Below are 15,340 nucleotides of genomic sequence, written 5' to 3'. Positions count from 1 at the left end.
CGGCCCGCCCCCAGGACGGGGAACTCACCGGGCGGGCCTCGCTGCACGTGCTCGTGCTCTCGGGCTCCTCCCGCACCGGCTCGGTCAACGCGCGCCTGGCCGCCCTCGTGGCGAGCCTGGTGGTACGGGCCGGAGCCACCGCCGAGCCCGCCCTGCTCGGCGACTTCCCGATGCCGCTGTACGACGGCGACCTGGAGGCCGACGAGGGCGTGCCGCCGGGGGCGCTGGCCCTGCGCGAGCGGATCGAGGCGGCGCAGGCCCTCGTCATCGCCTCGCCCGAGTACAACGCCTCCGTCCCCGGCGTGGTCAAGAACGCCGTCGACTGGGTCTCCCGCATCCGGCCGCAGCCCTTCAAGGACAAGCAGGTCCTGCTGGTGTCGGCCTCGCCCTCGATGGTCGGCGGCAACCGGGGCCTGTGGGCGCTGCGCGTCCCGCTGGAACACCTCGGGGCGCGGGTGTACCCCGACATGTTCAGCCTGGCGATGGCCCATCAGGAGTTCACCGAGGACGGGGCGCTGGGCGACCGCGGGCTCGGCGAGCGCCTCGCCACGACCGTCGAATCCTTCCTCGACCTCGCCGAGGCCGACACCCGCTACCTGTGCCTCCAGCGCCGCTGGTACGAGTTCCTCGGCGACCGGACCGACGCCCCGGTCACCGCCCGCGCCCAGGACTGAGGCCGCCGCGACGCGCCCTCCTCAGCGCTGCGACAGCTCCGAGGGCGCCTCCTGCACCACCCAGCCGTTCCCGTCCGGGTCGCGGAACGTCAGGAACGAGTTCCACGTGTCGCCCTTCCCTTCCTCCCAGCCCGCCGCCCCGAGACGGCGCACCGGGGAGACGTCCACGCCCCGCGCCGCCAGTTCCGCGCGGGCCGCCTCGATGTCGGTGACGCAGAGCTGGAGTCCGTGCAGCGTGCCCGGCGCCATCACCGCCGTGCCCGGCGCGGGCGGCATCCCCCGGAGGAGCGCCACCGAACACCGCGACCCGGGCGGGGTCAGCTGGATGATGCGCACCCCGGGGGCGACCTCGTCGTCGAGGTCCACCCCGAAGCCGACCGCGTCGGCGTAGAACTCCTTGGCCCGGTCCATGTCGGTGACCGGTACCGGGACCACTTCGAGCGTCCAGCTCACGTAGAACCTCCTCGGGAGCGCCGGCGGACCCGGCGCGGCAGTGCGACCGAGTCTCCCGCAGGAAAGAGCACGGCGCCCGCAGGCGCAGCCGCGGCCCGGTACGGGGCGCGTACCCGTGCGCGGGGGCGCGCGCTGGTGGCAAGGGGGCGTGCGGGGCGGCGGATGCCACTCTTCCGGAAGATTTCCGGGACCGGCTTGCACGATCGGGCGTGATTTCCGATGGGGTGGTGATGGGGGGCGCTTGCCGCCCCACGGCTGCCGCACACGGGGGCGGGCAGCCGACCACCCCTACACACCACTTGGAAGGTTTCGCGCCGAAGTGAATGTTGCCGAGATTGTCGCCCTCGCGCTGATAGTCGCCACCACGATCCGTGTTTTCTCGAGCGATGTGACACCCACCGCCCCGGAGGGCGGCGACGAGCAACGGTGGGGGAGTGCATGAGCGAAGGCGAGTTCGACCCGGCGGGGGACCAGACGGTCTCCAGCGAACTGGCGGGCGTCCTGCCCGTGGAGTTCACCGCGTTCCACTCCCAGCAGCACCGCGCGTACCTGCGCTACGCCCACCTCCAGCTGGGCAACGCCAAGGACGCCCAGGAAGTCGTCGACGACGTGTTCACCTTCCTGCTGAAGGTGTGGCGCCAGGCCCTGAAGGAGGCGAGCCTCCACGGCTTCGCCTGGGCGGTGCTGCGCGAACACGTCGAACGCCGGCTGGCGGCCCTCGGCCGCCAGGTGGCCATGGTGGAGACGGCGTGGTTCTCGGCCCTGCGCCGCTCGTCGCGGGAACGGCTCGAACTGCTGGAGTCCAAACTCGGCCTGTACGCGGCCATCGCGGAGCTGTCCGAGCGGCAGTACGACGTGGTGCTGCTGGCGTTCCTGCTGGGCAACGACTCGGACACGGTCGCCCGGATGATGGGGATCTCCCCCGCGACGGTCCGTTCGCACGTACGCGGCGCACGCCGAACCCTGTCCCGCAAGCTCGGGGTGGACTGGATCCCCGGAGAGGAGAAGGACCAGTGAGCGACATGCCCGCTGACCGTGACATGCCGCTGTGCGAACTGGACGCGGCCCTGAAGAACGCCGAGGTGCTCGCGGAGGAGTACGCGGGCTACGACGAGGGAGCGGCCCGGCGCCGCATCGCCCGCCGGATCGTGGCCGACCGGGCCCGCTCCGCGATCGGCAGCGCCACCGGCCCGGACCTGCCCGCCGGCGGGCAGACCGGGCACGCCGAGCACGACGACCTGGTCCTCGACGCCGCCTGCCACGTACGGGCGGCCCGCGTCCTGGACGACGTCACCTGGTCCCTCGTGGAGAGCCGGGACTTCGCGGAGCTCGCCCTGCACGCCGAGTCCTGGCCCCACGGAGTGGACTCGGCCCTGCTGTTCGGCTGTCTGCTCCACCTGACGGAGCGGACGGAGGGCGCGCGGTTCTGGTTCCAGTACGCGGCCGGGGCGGGCTCCCGGACCGCCGCGCACTGCCTCTACCTGCACCACCTCTCCTGCGCGGAGGTCCGTACCGCCCGGCACTGGAAGCAGCAGGCCCGGACCCTGCCCGCCGAGGAGCACCTGCCGCACCTGCCGCAGATCCCCGAGGACCTCGAAGCGGCCCTGGCCGCCTCCGTGATCTGGACCTCCCCGCCCATCACGACCCAGGACCTCAGCTCCCTCACCAGCGGGCCCGGCCGGGCCGTGCGGCCGCCCTACCGGCTTCCCGCACGGCTGCGCCAGGCGGTCGCGGCGCGCCCCAACCACGAACACCCCGACCTGGGGGACGTGTTCACCCCCAGCCCACCGGTCGCCGTGGCCGTGGCCCACCACGCCCGCCTCAACCCCCTCCACCTGACCGGGGAGGCGAACGCGTGGGCGCTCGAAGCGCTCAAGCAGCCGCACCTGACGCACGCCGCCCGCAAGAGCCCCGAAGGACAGCCGGCGCCCGCCGCGCTGGAATTCGTACACCAGGCGCTGCGCGTCCTGGAGGTGGTCAACCGGTACTCGGGCGGCGTCAGCCTCACCCAGATCGCCCGCGAGACGAAACTGCCGCAACTGGTGATCGCCCGGGCCGTCGAACAGCTCGTCCGCGCCAGCCTGGCCGCCCCCACCGGGCCCGACGCCTACATCGCCGGGAACGCCCTGCTGCTGACCGACGCGGCGGGCGGCGAGGGGCGCGGCCACCTCAAGGAAACCCTGGCCTGGGTGCGCGACGCGGTCGGCGCCGCCGTCTACGTGGCCCGCTACACCGACGGCGAGGTCTCCATCACCCAGTACGCCGACGGCCCCGGCGCACCCGTCGTCGAGGAATGGGTCGACTTCAGGTCGGCCGCCCACGCCTCCGCCGTCGGCAAGGCCCTGCTCACCCAGCTCGACTACGACGACAGGAAGGACCACCTGGACCGCCACCGGATGTCCAAGTTCACCCCGCACACCATCGGCAGCGAGAAGGCCCTCTTCCACCAGCTCGACACGCGCAGGCCCAACGCCCCGCTGCTCGACCTCCAGGAGTACGCCCTCGGCACGGTGTGCGCGGCCGTCCCCATCACCTCGGGCCCGAACGCCGAATGCGTGGCCCTGTCCATCCCCGTCCCCGACCCCGGCCGGCTGAGGCAAGCCGCCCGGATCCTGCAGAGCGAGGCCGCCGCGGTCTTACTCGCCCTCATCGTGGCCGGCAGCGCCCAGCCCGCCCCGGCACCGGTCCGCAGCGCACCCCCCGCCCCCGGACCCCAGTGGTTCCGGGCCGTGGAGGCAGGCGGGGCGGACCCGGCCGGCCTGCACAGCCACTTCCTCTCCACCACCGTCTAGCGACAACGGCCGGCCCCGCACCCGGGGCCGGCCTCCGGCACGGACGGCGACGCGCCGGAGCGGGCCGGGGCATCCGTACCCCGGCCCGCTCCGCCGCGCGTCAAGCCTTCCGCCGGCCGAGACCGGCCGCGACCAGCAGGGCCGCGGCGATCACGATGGCCGCGTCGATCCCCAGGACCAGCCGCACCCCTTCGAACAGGACGCCCTGCGTGGTGGCCAGGACACCGAGCAGCGGGATGCCGACGGTCAGACCGACCTGCTGGGTGGTGGTCACCAGCCCGGTGGCGAGCCCCTGCTCCTCGTCGGGCACTCCGCTCGTCACGATCACCCCGTACGAGATGATCGCGCCGAGGTGCGCCATGCTGGCCACCGACACGGCCAGGGCCGCGAGCAGGGCCCCCGACTCCGTGCCCATGCCGAGGAGTGCGGCGGTGAAGGCGCCCTGGGCGAGCAGGGACCCGATCAGCACCCGGCGGGCGCCGAAGCGGCCGATGAACCGCGGGGCGTACGCGCCGGCGAAGGCGGAAGTGACGCCCTGCACGCCGAAGACCAGCCCGGTCAGGAAGGAGGACAGGCGCAGCGTCTCCTGGAGGTAGAGGGTCAGCACGAAGACGACCGTCGACATCATCGAGAAGGTCACCAGACCGCCGATGTTGCCCCAGGCCACCGTGCGCCGCCCCAGCATCGGCAGCGAGACCAGCGGGGCGGGGGACTTCGACTCCACCACCACGAACGCGGCGAGCAGTACGAGCCCGGCCACCAGGGTGACCCGGACGTCCGCGCCGCCGAAGCCGCGCTCGGCAGCCGTCGACAGGGCGTAGATCAGGGCGAGGAGACCGCCGGTGACGGTGACGGCGCCCGGCACGTCGAGGCGCGGCCGCTCCGGGGTGCGAGACTCGGACAGCAGACCCGGCGCGAGGAAGAGGACGAGCAGCCCGGCGACCGCGAGCAGGCCCATCGTGGAACGCCAGCCGAGGGTGTCGGTCATGACACCGCCGAGCACCATGCCGACGGTGAAGCCCAGGGACAGCAGGGTGCCGGAGATGCCGAGCGCCTTGTCGCGCAGCGGCCCCTCGGGGAACGTCGTGGTCAGCAGCGACATGCCGGTCGGCACGATGACGGCCGCTCCCAGGCCCTGCAGGGCGCGCCCGGCGAGGAAGGAGGCGGGGTCCCAGGCGAAGGTGGCGAGCAGGGAGGCCGCGGTGAAGACCGCGAGGCCGACCAGGAACAGCTTCTTACGGCCGTACAGGTCGCCGATCCGGCTGAAGAGCAGCAGGAAGCCGCCGGAGGGCAGGGTGAACGCGGTCACCGCCCACTGGAGGCCGGACCGGCTCAGGCCCAGGTCCTCGCCGAGCGCGGGCAGGGCCACGTTCAGGACGGAGAAGTCGAGCGCCACCATGAACTGGGCGGCGCAGAGCACGAAGAGGACGAGCTTGGCCCGGCCGGTGAGCCGGGGCGTGTTCCCGGGTGCCGCCGTGTGCGGCCCGCTGACCTCGGGGGTCCGTGTGTCTGTCGTCATGGGCACCACCTTCGCGGCCCGGGAATGCCCGTGAAGAGTGGGAACTTATCCTGTTGGTGGCACCACCAGGGAGCCGAACAGGGGGAATTCGTGGCAACGCCGATCGACCAGCACCGCCGGACGGAGCTGCGGGAGTTCCTGATGAGCCGGCGCGCGAGGATCTCGCCGGCCGAGGCCGGGCTGCCGGACGGCGGTGCCCGCCGCCGCACGCCGGGACTGCGCCGGGAGGAGGTCGCCGTGCTGGCGGGGGTCGGCGTGTCCTGGTACCAGTGGCTGGAACAGGGCCGCGACATCACCGTTTCCGGGCAGGTGCTGGACTCCGTGAGCCGGGTGCTGAAACTGACCAGCGCCGAGCGGCGGCACCTGTACGTCCTCGCCGGGCTCAACCCGCCCGCGCTGCAAGTGGCCCCGGGGGACCGGGACATGTGCGACGGGCTGCGGCGGCTGATCGACGCCTGGATGCCGTTCCCCGCGCACATCATGGACACCTACTGGAACACCGTGATGTACAACGACGCGGCCGCGCTGGTCTTCGGGATGAGCCCGGAGACCGTGCAGAACTGCCTGATCGCCTTCTTCACCGACCCGATCTACAAGGAGCGTTCCCCGCAGTGGGAGCGCAACGCCTGCGACGTCGTGGCACAGTTCCGGGCGGCCTGTTCGGAGCACCCCGGGGACGACGGGTTCCGCGCGGTGGTGGGCGAGGCGCTCGAACTCAGCCCGGAGTTCGCCGCGTTGTGGAACCGCCGGGACATCCGCCCCGGCGGGCAGCTGCAGAAGCAGGTGCGGCACCCGGTCGTGGGCGCGCTGCACGTCGAGTCGACCCAGCTGCGGGTCCCGGCGCGGCCCGATCTGTCGATCGTGCTGCACACCCCGCTGCCGGGCACGGAAACCGCCGAGAAGCTGGAGTGGCTGACCTCGCCCGAGGGCCGGCGCGGCCTGATGTACCCGGTGGCGGGCTGAGCGGTTCATCCGGCGCGGGAGCCGGGGGAACCGCCGGAGGCGCGGGAGCCGAGGGCGGCCACCGCGCCGACCATGCGGTCCCAGAAGAGGTCCGCGTCCAGGGTCGTGCCGACCCGTGCGTTCACGGGCCGGCCCACGTACTCGTGGAGGTCCACGACGGTGGCGCCGCGGGTGTAGCGGCCCTGGAGCTCGACCACGACGTTGGCGTCCGCGCAGCCCACGATCGCCGGGTCGATCACCCGGGCCACCGCGACCGGGTCGTGCAGCGGCGGGTGGGGCATGCCCCACAGCCGCCGGTACGCGGAGGCGAAGTAGGTGAGCAGCTCCACGCAGACGGAGCCGATCTCGGTGCCGAGGGCCTCGAAGCGGGCCAGTACCTCGGGCGTGGCCAGTGCCTGGTGGGTCACGTCGAGCCCGCACATGGTCACCGGTACGCCGCTGCCGAACACGACGGCGGCGGCCTCCGGGTCGGTGTAGACGTTGAACTCGGCGGCCGGCGTGCGGTTGCCCGGTCCCACGGAACCCCCCATCAGCACGATCTCGCGGATGCGGGCGGCGCTCTCGGGGTGGCGGGTCAGCAGCAGGGCGATGTTGGTCAGCGGGGCGGTGGGCACCAGGGTGACCGGTTCGGGGTGTTCCACGAGGATCCGGTGGATGAGGTCCACCGCGTGCTCGGGAGCCACCTCGACCGTCGGCGGCGGGAACCGCGGCCCGTCCAGCCCCGATTCGCCGTGCACGTCCGCGGCGACGGCCAGCGGCTGGAGCAGCGGCCGGGCGCAGCCGGCGGCGACGGGTACGTCCGTGACGCCGGCGAGGGTCAGGACGCGTCGGGCGTTGAGGGTGGTCTTCTCCAGCGTCTGGTTCCCGGCGACGGTGGTGACGGCGAGGAGGTCGACGCCGGGATCCCCCGCCGCCAGCATGATCGCCAAGGCGTCGTCGTGTCCGGGGTCGCAGTCGATGATGATCGGGACGGGCACGCGGTGGACCTCCTCGTGGGCCTGGTCGGCCCAGTCTGCCGCCGGACGGCCGCGCGGGCCGCCCCTTACGAGCCAAAACACGGCCGGGGCGTGGCGGACATCGCCCCCGGGGGGTGCGGTGTGACGGTCGGATGACTGCCCCGGACGGGGGACGCCTGCGGGGTGGCGGGGGTGGTGACTGCCGCGCCTGCGCCGATGGCCGTGGGGAGTGTGGAACGGTTCGTGCCGATCACGCACAGCAGCGATCGGAAGGACTCCCCATGCTCAGAACGGTGTTCACTGCCGGCGCGGCCGCCGCGCTCGCCGCTGCCGCCCTCACGCCCTCCGCGGGCGCCGCACCCTCCCTGCCGTTCCCCGCGCCTCCGGGTCAGATCACCGTCGACGTGGTCCAGGTCAACGGCTCCGGCTGTCGCCCCGGCACCGCCAACGTGGCGGTCTCCCCGGACAACACCGCCTTCACGGTGACGTACAGCGAGTACCTCGCCCAGGTCGGCAAGGACGCCAAGGCGACCGACTTCCGCAAGAACTGCCAGCTCGGCCTGAGCGTGAACGTGCCCCAGGGCTACACCTACGCCATCGCCAAGGCGGACTACCGCGGCTTCGCCAGCATCGCGGACGGCGCGAGCGCCACCCAGAACGCCAGCTACTACTTCCAGGGCATGTCCCAGACGGCCTACCGGAGCCACACCCTGAACGGCCCGACCGAGGGCAACTGGCAGGTGTCGGACGCGGTGCCCGTCGAGGCCCTGGTCTTCCACCCCTGCGGAGCCAAGCGGAACCTGAACATCAACACCGAGCTGCGGGCCCAGGCCGGCTCCTCCGACACGGCGAACACCACCAGTTTCGTCGCGATGGACTCCACCGACGGCAGCTTCAACACCGTGTACCACTTCTCCTGGAAGACCTGCCCGCAGCGGCGCTGACGGCGTCGGGCCACCACGGGGCCGTGCCCGGGGGAGTTCCCCGGGCACGGCCCCGAGGTATGTCCTGATCTGATGTGAAGAGCTGCCATAGGGGACGTTCGGGTGGGAATTTTCCGCCCCGGAACCGAACGCGGAGAGTTACGAGTCATGACATTCAGTAATGACTCCACTTCCGGGAGGTCCGATGGGCATGAAGGACGCGGCGCCGACGTACGGACTTTCCTCGGGGACCCCGCAATGGGCGCTCGACCCCTACCGCTTCCCCGGGCTCGAGGACCCGGACGAGCCCGAGGCCGGCTCGGAAGCGGAAGCTCCGGTTACTCGCGAGGAAACCCAGCCTTTGGCTATGGTGAGCGCCCTCCGGTTGAGGTTCCTTTAGATCCCATGCGCAGTCAGGGGATCCGGGTCCCGATCGAAGGATGTCCCGCCAATCCGGGACGCCATCTGCATCCAGAGCGACGTGCTGTCGGCAACACCGCCCGACGTCGGCTCAATGCGAGCCGGCCTGCGCCCGCCCCGCCACCCCGGGGCTGGAGCGCGGCGGTCCTCTCATTCACCTACCTCGCGAAGGCAAGGCAGAGATGGCAAGAGCCACCAGACAGTCCTCCCGGCAGTCCGCCCGCCAGGGCGTACACCCCGTCGACGAACTCCTCCCGATACCCAAGCTCGCCCTGTACGGCTTCCAGCACGTGCTCGCGTTCTACGCGGCGGCGGTCATCGTCCCCGTCCTCCTCGGCAACGCGCTCGGACTCAGCCGCCAAGAGCTGGTCCACCTCATCAACGCGGACCTCCTCACCTGCGGCATAGCCTCGATCATCCAGGCCCTCGGCGTCTGGAAGGCCGGCGCCCGGCTCCCCCTCGTCCAGGGAGTCACCTTCACCGCGGTCTCACCCATGATCGCCATCGGCCTGGGTGCGGGCGGCGGCACCGCCGGCCTGCTCGTCGTCTACGGCGCGGTGATCACGGCCGGCATCGCCACCTTCGCCTTCGCCCCGCTCTTCAGCAGGCTGGTGAAGTACTTCCCGCCGGTCGTCATCGGCACGATCCTCACCATCATCGGCATCACCCTCATCCCCGTGGCCCTGCAGGACGCGGCGGGCGGCGCCCACCTCATCGGCACGCCCGCGTACGGGTCCGCGAAGAACCTCGCGTACGCGCTGGGCACCCTGCTCTTCATCCTGGTCCTGGTCCGCGTCGGCAGGCCCTTCCTCAGCAGCCTCGCCGTCCTCCTCGGACTCGTGGCCGGCACGGCCGTGGCCTGGCTCTTCGGGGACGTGGACTTCGGTGCCGTCGCCCAGGCCGACTGGATCGGGGTCACCACCCCCTTCCACTACGGCATGCCCCGCTTCGAACTGCTCCCGATCGCCGCGATGCTCGTCGTCATGCTGATCACCATGGTCGAGACCACCGGCGACGTCTACGCCATCGGGGAGATCACCCGCAAGAAGGTCGACGCCGACACGGTGGCGCGCGCCCTGCGCGCCGACGGCGTGGCGACGGTCCTCGGCGGCGTTCTGAACTCCTTCCCCTACGTGGCCTTCGCCGAGAACATCGGCATCGTCCGCATGTCGAAGGTCATGAGCCGCTACGTCGTGGTCGCGGCCGGCGTGTTCATGGTCGTGCTCGGCCTGCTGCCCAAGGCGGGCAGCCTGGTCGCCTCCGTCCCGCACCCCGTGCTGGGCGGGGCCGCGGTGTCCATGTTCGGCATCGTCGCGGCCGTCGGCGTCCAGATCCTGGCCAAGGCCGACCTCCGCGAGGAGCGCAACACCCTGATCCTGGCGGTCAGTCTCGGCGCGGCGATGCTGCCCACGACGGTCAAGCCCTTCTTCGAGCGCATGCCCGACGACGTCCGGGCCGTGCTCGACAGCGGGATCACGCTCGGCGCCCTCACCGCCATCCTGCTGAACCTGCTCTTCAACGTCTTCACGAGCCGCAGCACGATGGAGATCGACTGGGAGGACGTCGACGCCGACGCCGGCATCGAGGAGGACGGCCCGCCCGGGCCGGCGGCCTGGGCGCCGGCGCGTTGACCGGCGGGCGGGCCGGGAGGGGAGTCGCACCCCTCCCGGCCCGCCCGGGCGCCCCCGCCGCTCCGCGTCAGCCGCCGGCCGGGCCGCCGGGCCCGGCCTCGCCCTGATCGCCGACCAGTTCCCAGAAGTGGTCGGCCAGGCGGCGCAGGTAGGCGGAGCGTTCCGCGGCTATCTCCTTCAGCCGGGCGTCGTCGTTGCGGGCGACCAGGTGGCCCAAGTACCGCTCGGAGAAGGCGGAGAGCTCCGCGTGCATCGTCCTCAACGCGTCGCCCACGCTCGTCGCGTCGACGGAGGCGATCTCCACCACGGGATCGACGTGCGCCTTCCAGCGTCCGGCCACCGCCGTCCGCAGGTGCTCCTCCAGCTCCTCCGCGCGGCCCGTGACCATGGTCAGCGCGCGCAGGGACAGGCCCAGGGCCTCCACCAGCACCCTGGTCTGCCGGGAGTCCCCGTGCCACTGCCCCGACGCCTCCGCGGCGCGGTACTCCGACGGGTCCATGCCCAGCCGGTACGCCAGCCGCTCCACGCTCAGCCGGCGGGCCAGCCGGAACTCGGGCAGCGTCCTCGGCGCGGTCCCCATCAGGGTGGCCGCGTCGCACCACAGCACATCCGCCAGGGCGAAGAGGTGCTGGTCGGAAGGGACGTGGGAGCCCTGCTCCCACGCCGCCACCATGGCGGGATGGACGGGGCTGCCGCAGGCCGCCATGGCCTCGGCCACCTGCACCGTGCTCAGTCCCATGCGGGCGCGCGCGGATCTGGCCCCGGCGGGGGAAAACGGAGTGCTGTACACGTACACGCCACCTCTGGGAAACGGAATGCTGAACGAACACCAGGAGCGGGCACAGTAACAGATGTTCAGAAGGTTGTAACCGGTAATTACCCTTCGCTTTAAAGGTGTTGAGGGTGCATCTTCCGGCCGATCAACGACTAGTGGGAGTCTCCTCCAAGGTAAGCGGAATGTCTTTCCCGGGCTCTTCCGCGGACAGTGAGGCGGCGAGCGCGGCGGCGGCCAGGGCGAGCGCCGGCACCAGGAAAAGGGCGGTGCGCAGGCCGCTGTGGGAGGCGAGGAAGCCGATCAGCGGCGGTCCGGCGAGGAAAGCGAAGTAGCCGGTGGTGGACACCGTCGCCACGGCCGTCCCCGCCTGGGCGGCGGGGATCCGGCTCGCCCCGCCGACCACCAGCGGGAAGGACGCCGCGATCCCGAGACCGACCGCGCCGAACGCCGCCGCCGCGACCACCGGGTGCCCGGAAACCAGCGCCACCAGCGCCGCCGCCGCGCTCAGCAGGGCCCCGCAGCGCACCACGCGCACGGGGCCGAACCGCCCGGCCGCGCGGTCGCCGCCGAGCCGCCCGGCCGTCATGGCCAGCGCGAAGGCCGCGTACCCGGCGCCCGCCGGACCGGGCCCCGCGCCCAGCGCGTCGGCCAGGTACACGCTGCTCCAGTCGGTCATCACCCCCTCGACCAGCAGTACGCACAGACCCAGCGCGCTGAGCGGCAGCAGCCGGACGGCCGGCCCGCCCCGGCCCCCGCCCCGGAGTCCCCTCCCGCGCCGGGACGGTGGGGGTGGCGGCGGGTCCGCCGGGTGCAGGGCGGCCACCGCCAGCCCGGCGGCGGCCACCCCCACGACCGCGGACACCGTGAACTGGGTACGCGCGGCCACGCCCCCGGCGGCCGCGGCGGTGCCGAGCAGCGCGCCCGCCAGCGCCCCGGCGCTGAACAGGCCGTGGAAGGACGAGAGCCTCGCCCGGCCGGTGCGCCGCTCCAGGTCCACCGCGTGGGCGTTCATGGCGACGTCCAGCGCCCCGACCGACGCCCCCAGGACGGCCAGGCCCAGCAACAGTCCGGTCAGCGAGCCGGCCAGGCCGGGCAGCGCGATGGCGGGCGCGTAGACGAGGGCGGCGCACCGGGCGACGGGCCGGCTGCCGAAGCGGTTCACCAGCAGGCCGGCCGCGGGCATGGCCGGTACGGACCCCAGCGCCACCCCGAGCAGGGCCGTGCCGAGCTGACCGTCCGACAGCCCGAGCTGCTCCTTGACCTGCGGGATGCGCGGGGCCCAGCTCGCCAGGACGACCCCGTTCAGGAAGAAGACCGCGTACAGGGCGGCCGCGCCCCTGCCCTTCTCACCCCGGCCCTTCGCGCCGCTCACCGCGGGGCGGTCAGGACCGGGAGGCGGATGTCCGCGCCCTCCGGGACCAGATCGTGCACCGAGGCGGCGGGATGGGAGGGCGCGCAGGTGAAGGCCTCCGCGTAGCGGACCCCCGCCTCCTGGCCGCGGTGCGCCGCCTGCTGCCTGGTCAGGTCCAGGAAGTCGGCGCCCTTGCGCTTCCTGCGGGCGCTGTTCTGACTGGTGTGCTCGGCCAGCATCGCCTCCTTGACCGCCATGGTCTCCGTGATGTCCACCCACAGGTCCGGGGTGCCCGCGTCCGCCGCCAGCAGGGTGTCCATGTGGAAGAGGGGAGGGACGCGGTCGGTGGCGGGGCTCCCGGTGGACAGGGCGGGCTCGCGGGCCAGCAGCCGTGCCGCGCCGACGAGCCGGCTCACGGCGCGGTGGTCTGGGTGGTAGTCGTCGGGGTGGTGGGCGAGGACGACGTCCGGCCGGACCCGGCGCAGCACCTCGACGACCTGGCGGCGGGTGTCCGCCGTGTCGAAGAGGAAGCCGTCCGGCTGTCCCAGCCAGAGCAGTTCCGCGCCGAGCACGCCGGCGGCCCGCCGCGCCTCCTCCTCGCGGACCGCGGCCGTGCGCGCGGGGGGCAGGGTGCGGGAGCCGAGTTCGCCGTTGGTCGCGATGGCGACGGTGACTCCGGCCCCCTGCCGGGCGTAGTGGGCGAGCGTCCCCGCGCAGAAGAGCTCGACGTCGTCGGGATGGGCCCCGACGGCCAGGATGCGTACTGCTGTCACGCTCGGCTCCTCTACCGGTAGCGCTGGGCGGCGTCCGAGAGGACCCGCGCGAATCCGAGGACGCTGCTGTCGGTGAGGAAGCGCCGCAGCACGCGCTGGTGGCCGTTGCGGCCGAGCTCCTCCGCGTAACCGCGGTCCGAGAGCAGCCGGTTGACCGCTTCCCCGAGTCCCCGCAGGTCGCGGGGGTCCGAGAGGAGCAGTCCCGTGGCGCCGTGCTCGACCTGTTCCCGGATGCCCCCGACGGGAGCGGCGACCACGGGACGTCCCTTCCAGGCCGCCTCGGACACGGTCAGGCCGAAGCCCTCGGCCAGGCTCTTCTGGATCACCACGGCCGAGCGCCGCTGGATGGCGTTGACGGTCAGCGCGTGCTCGGACGGGTTGCCGGTCGGCACCTGCACGAGGTGTACGCGCCGCCCCCGGCGGCCGAGGCCCGCCCACACCTGGCGGCATTCGGCGAAGACCTGCTCGGCCTGCCGGTCGCCCCTGGTCTCCGGGCCGACCAGCAGCAGATGGGCGTCGAAGGCCGGATCGACGTACTCGGCGAAGCCCCGGATCACCCCCGGGATGTCCTTGACCCGGTCCCAGCGGCTGACCTGGGTGACCAGGGGCGCGCCGGCGGGGGCCGGTCCGGCGCCCCGCACCACGCGCGCGGGCTGGCGCACCAGGAGGTCGGTCAGGGCGTGCCGCCCGCCGGGGGCCCCGCCCTCCCCCTCGATCAGCCCGGCGGCGGCCAGCAGGCGGGACGGGTCGGTGCCGGGGTGCAGCGGGATGTTCTTGGGGGACAGCGGATCGATGGACGGCTGCAGCACGCGGCGGTCCACCGCCGGAAGTCCGGCGGGCAGGACACCCGCACAGGAGGTGATGTGGCAGTGCGCGGAGGAAATGTAGCGGTGCAGGAAATCCCATCCGCACGCGGCGAGGTCCTCCCGCAGCGCCGTTCCGAAATGGGCCCGCCACAGCACCGTGCAGCCCGCTTCGCGCAGATGGGGAATGAGTCCGGCCGCCTGGTGGTCGTGGACGACGACGAGGGAACGCCGGTCCACGGCCGGGACGAGCCGCGCCGCGTTCTCCGCGCATATCCGTTCGTACAGCCGGCGGCCCCGCTCAAGGTCCGAGGCATTCGCCTCCTGCTGGACGCCGCACAGCCGGTAGTAGAGGGACTTGGTGAACGCGCGGAATTCGGGCGGGCCGTCGAGGGTGGTCCAGCGGGTGGAAATGCCCTCGCCCGCCAGGTAGGGGAGATTGGCCCGCAGGAGTTCGGCGACGCCGCCCCGTACCGGGTTGTCGCTGACGTGCCACACGGTGCGCCCGTCGAGCAGGTCGCGAACACCGCGCAGGGTGTCCCGTACGGTTTCCGTGCGCTCGGCCCCGACGAACGGCTCGATCCAGTCCAGTGGTGTGCCGGGCAGCTCCACCTCGGGTGCGGCCGGGGTCCGGGCCGGGGAGGGCAGGGCCCGGGAGCCCGGTAATCGCCTCCCGCGGGCCGGCTGGGCCCTGCCCGGCGGGCGGGACCCCAGCTGGACCGACAGTTTGTGCAACAGCCTGTTTCCATGGCGCAGACGTGTCACGATATTCGCCTTCCCGGGAGTGTCGGGGTGGACGGTGAGGGGAAAACCGCTCGACTCGTGGTCGAATTCCGGCCGCTCCGGCCCGTTGTGTCCGCGGGGAAATCCCCGTGTGGAAAGCGGCCGCGGGCGGCGGGGAAGTGAGGATGTGTCGGCATATGGAGGAATCCGCGTCGCCCCGCCCCGATCCTGGCACGAGGTCCACAGCCGCGACATGTGTTCCCGCACACGCGGTGAAGGCGCGCGGCGGCCTCCGGAGTCGCCCGTCCGGTGTACGGGAGGGCCCCCATCAGCGCATTTTCTGCGAACGCGGCGGGCCGCCCGGCGGGGTGCGGGCGAAGCCGTTGACGAAGTATTGGCGGGAACGCAGCGGGAATGCCGCACGCCCTTCGTCCCCGGGGCTTCTCCCGGCCCCGGCACCTCGCGGCAGGACGCTTCGCGCCGCATCGCGAATGGTCCCTTGCCGGTGCGCCGCAGGGGCTTACGATCTCGACGGACGGTCTCCTCCCGCGACCGCCGCTCCCCCCGCACCCGTGGAGGTCAAC

General features: G+C 72.8%; 12 protein-coding genes and 1 pseudogene. 6 read left to right on the top strand and 7 right to left on the bottom strand.

Annotated elements, in window-relative coordinates; all coding sequences use genetic code 11:
* The first annotated feature begins 41 nt into the window (after positions 1 to 41).
* Positions 42 to 674, top strand: a complete 633-nt coding sequence (locus ACZ597_RS18460) for an NADPH-dependent FMN reductase (RefSeq protein WP_471331340.1) — start codon at positions 42 to 44, stop codon at positions 672 to 674.
* Between the two features lie 21 nt (positions 675 to 695).
* Here ACZ597_RS18460 and ACZ597_RS18455 read toward each other — a convergent pair whose 3' ends face one another.
* Positions 696 to 1,127 (bottom strand): VOC family protein, encoded by a 432-nt coding sequence (locus tag ACZ597_RS18455; RefSeq protein ID WP_471330938.1) that lies wholly within the window; start codon positions 1,125 to 1,127, stop codon positions 696 to 698.
* A gap of 438 nt (positions 1,128 to 1,565) precedes the next feature.
* Here ACZ597_RS18455 and ACZ597_RS18450 point away from each other — a divergent pair, with 438 nt between their 5' ends.
* Positions 1,566 to 2,144, top strand: coding sequence for an RNA polymerase sigma factor (locus ACZ597_RS18450; RefSeq protein WP_241253482.1), 579 nt, complete (start codon positions 1,566 to 1,568; stop codon positions 2,142 to 2,144).
* Positions 2,145 to 3,013: 869 nt separating this feature from the next.
* Positions 3,014 to 3,781, top strand: a pseudogene (locus tag ACZ597_RS18445) (IclR family transcriptional regulator domain-containing protein); the annotation flags it as partial.
* A gap of 238 nt (positions 3,782 to 4,019) precedes the next feature.
* On the opposite strand, the gene ACZ597_RS18440 reads toward ACZ597_RS18445, so the two are convergent.
* The gene (locus ACZ597_RS18440; RefSeq protein WP_471330934.1) at positions 4,020 to 5,438 is read right to left on the bottom strand and encodes an MFS transporter; all 1,419 of its coding nucleotides are present in this window, start codon (positions 5,436 to 5,438) and stop codon (positions 4,020 to 4,022) included.
* A gap of 141 nt (positions 5,439 to 5,579) precedes the next feature.
* Between ACZ597_RS18440 and ACZ597_RS18435 the strand changes: the two genes are divergently transcribed.
* The gene (locus ACZ597_RS18435; RefSeq protein ID WP_471331337.1) at positions 5,580 to 6,401 is read left to right on the top strand and encodes a helix-turn-helix transcriptional regulator; all 822 of its coding nucleotides are present in this window, start codon (positions 5,580 to 5,582) and stop codon (positions 6,399 to 6,401) included.
* Positions 6,402 to 6,406: 5 nt separating this feature from the next.
* Here ACZ597_RS18435 and ACZ597_RS18430 read toward each other — a convergent pair whose 3' ends face one another.
* Positions 6,407 to 7,378: a nucleoside hydrolase gene (locus ACZ597_RS18430; protein ID WP_471330931.1), complete on the bottom strand. Its 972-nt coding sequence runs from the start codon at positions 7,376 to 7,378 to the stop codon at positions 6,407 to 6,409.
* Positions 7,379 to 7,638: 260 nt separating this feature from the next.
* Between ACZ597_RS18430 and ACZ597_RS18425 the strand changes: the two genes are divergently transcribed.
* On the top strand, positions 7,639 to 8,301 hold the full coding sequence (locus ACZ597_RS18425) for a DUF4360 domain-containing protein (protein ID WP_471330928.1): 663 nt from the start codon (positions 7,639 to 7,641) through the stop codon (positions 8,299 to 8,301).
* A 581-nt stretch (positions 8,302 to 8,882) separates the two neighbouring features.
* Positions 8,883 to 10,331 (top strand): nucleobase:cation symporter-2 family protein, encoded by a 1,449-nt coding sequence (locus ACZ597_RS18420; RefSeq protein ID WP_471330925.1) that lies wholly within the window; start codon positions 8,883 to 8,885, stop codon positions 10,329 to 10,331.
* A gap of 67 nt (positions 10,332 to 10,398) precedes the next feature.
* Here the strand turns inward: ACZ597_RS18420 and ACZ597_RS18415 are convergent, their stop codons facing one another.
* The 4 genes from ACZ597_RS18415 to ACZ597_RS18400 all read right to left on the bottom strand — a co-directional run bounded on the left by ACZ597_RS18415 (position 10,399) and on the right by ACZ597_RS18400 (position 14,768).
* Complete coding sequence (locus ACZ597_RS18415) at positions 10,399 to 11,070, bottom strand: transcriptional regulator (protein WP_471330922.1); 672 nt, start codon at positions 11,068 to 11,070, stop codon at positions 10,399 to 10,401.
* Between the two features lie 181 nt (positions 11,071 to 11,251).
* Positions 11,252 to 12,478, bottom strand: coding sequence for an MFS transporter (locus tag ACZ597_RS18410; RefSeq protein WP_471330919.1), 1,227 nt, complete (start codon positions 12,476 to 12,478; stop codon positions 11,252 to 11,254).
* Positions 12,475 to 13,230, bottom strand: a complete 756-nt coding sequence (locus ACZ597_RS18405; RefSeq protein ID WP_471330916.1) for a PIG-L deacetylase family protein — start codon at positions 13,228 to 13,230, stop codon at positions 12,475 to 12,477. The genes ACZ597_RS18410 and ACZ597_RS18405 overlap by 4 nt, the downstream gene beginning before the upstream one ends.
* Before the next feature lie 11 nt (positions 13,231 to 13,241).
* Positions 13,242 to 14,768: a glycosyltransferase gene (locus ACZ597_RS18400; protein WP_471330913.1), complete on the bottom strand. Its 1,527-nt coding sequence runs from the start codon at positions 14,766 to 14,768 to the stop codon at positions 13,242 to 13,244.
* Positions 14,769 to 15,340: the final 572 nt, after the last annotated feature.

The sequence above is a fragment of the Streptomyces sp. NPDC040718 genome, assembly GCF_055593565.1.
This window is presented reverse-complemented; position numbering and strand designations above follow the sequence as displayed.

What these genes read in the sequence shown, in the direction of transcription:
- ACZ597_RS18450 (WP_241253482.1), top strand. Translation starts at nt 1,566, where the DNA reads ATGAGCGAAGGCGAGTTCGACCCGGCGGGGGACCAGACGGTCTCCAGC.
- ACZ597_RS18440 (WP_471330934.1), bottom strand. Translation starts at nt 5,438, where the DNA reads ATGACGACAGACACACGGACCCCCGAGGTCAGCGGGCCGCACACGGCG.
- ACZ597_RS18435 (WP_471331337.1), top strand. Translation starts at nt 5,580, where the DNA reads ATGAGCCGGCGCGCGAGGATCTCGCCGGCCGAGGCCGGGCTGCCGGAC.
- ACZ597_RS18425 (WP_471330928.1), top strand. Translation starts at nt 7,639, where the DNA reads ATGCTCAGAACGGTGTTCACTGCCGGCGCGGCCGCCGCGCTCGCCGCT.
- ACZ597_RS18420 (WP_471330925.1), top strand. Translation starts at nt 8,883, where the DNA reads ATGGCAAGAGCCACCAGACAGTCCTCCCGGCAGTCCGCCCGCCAGGGC.
- ACZ597_RS18415 (WP_471330922.1), bottom strand. Translation starts at nt 11,070, where the DNA reads ATGGGACTGAGCACGGTGCAGGTGGCCGAGGCCATGGCGGCCTGCGGC.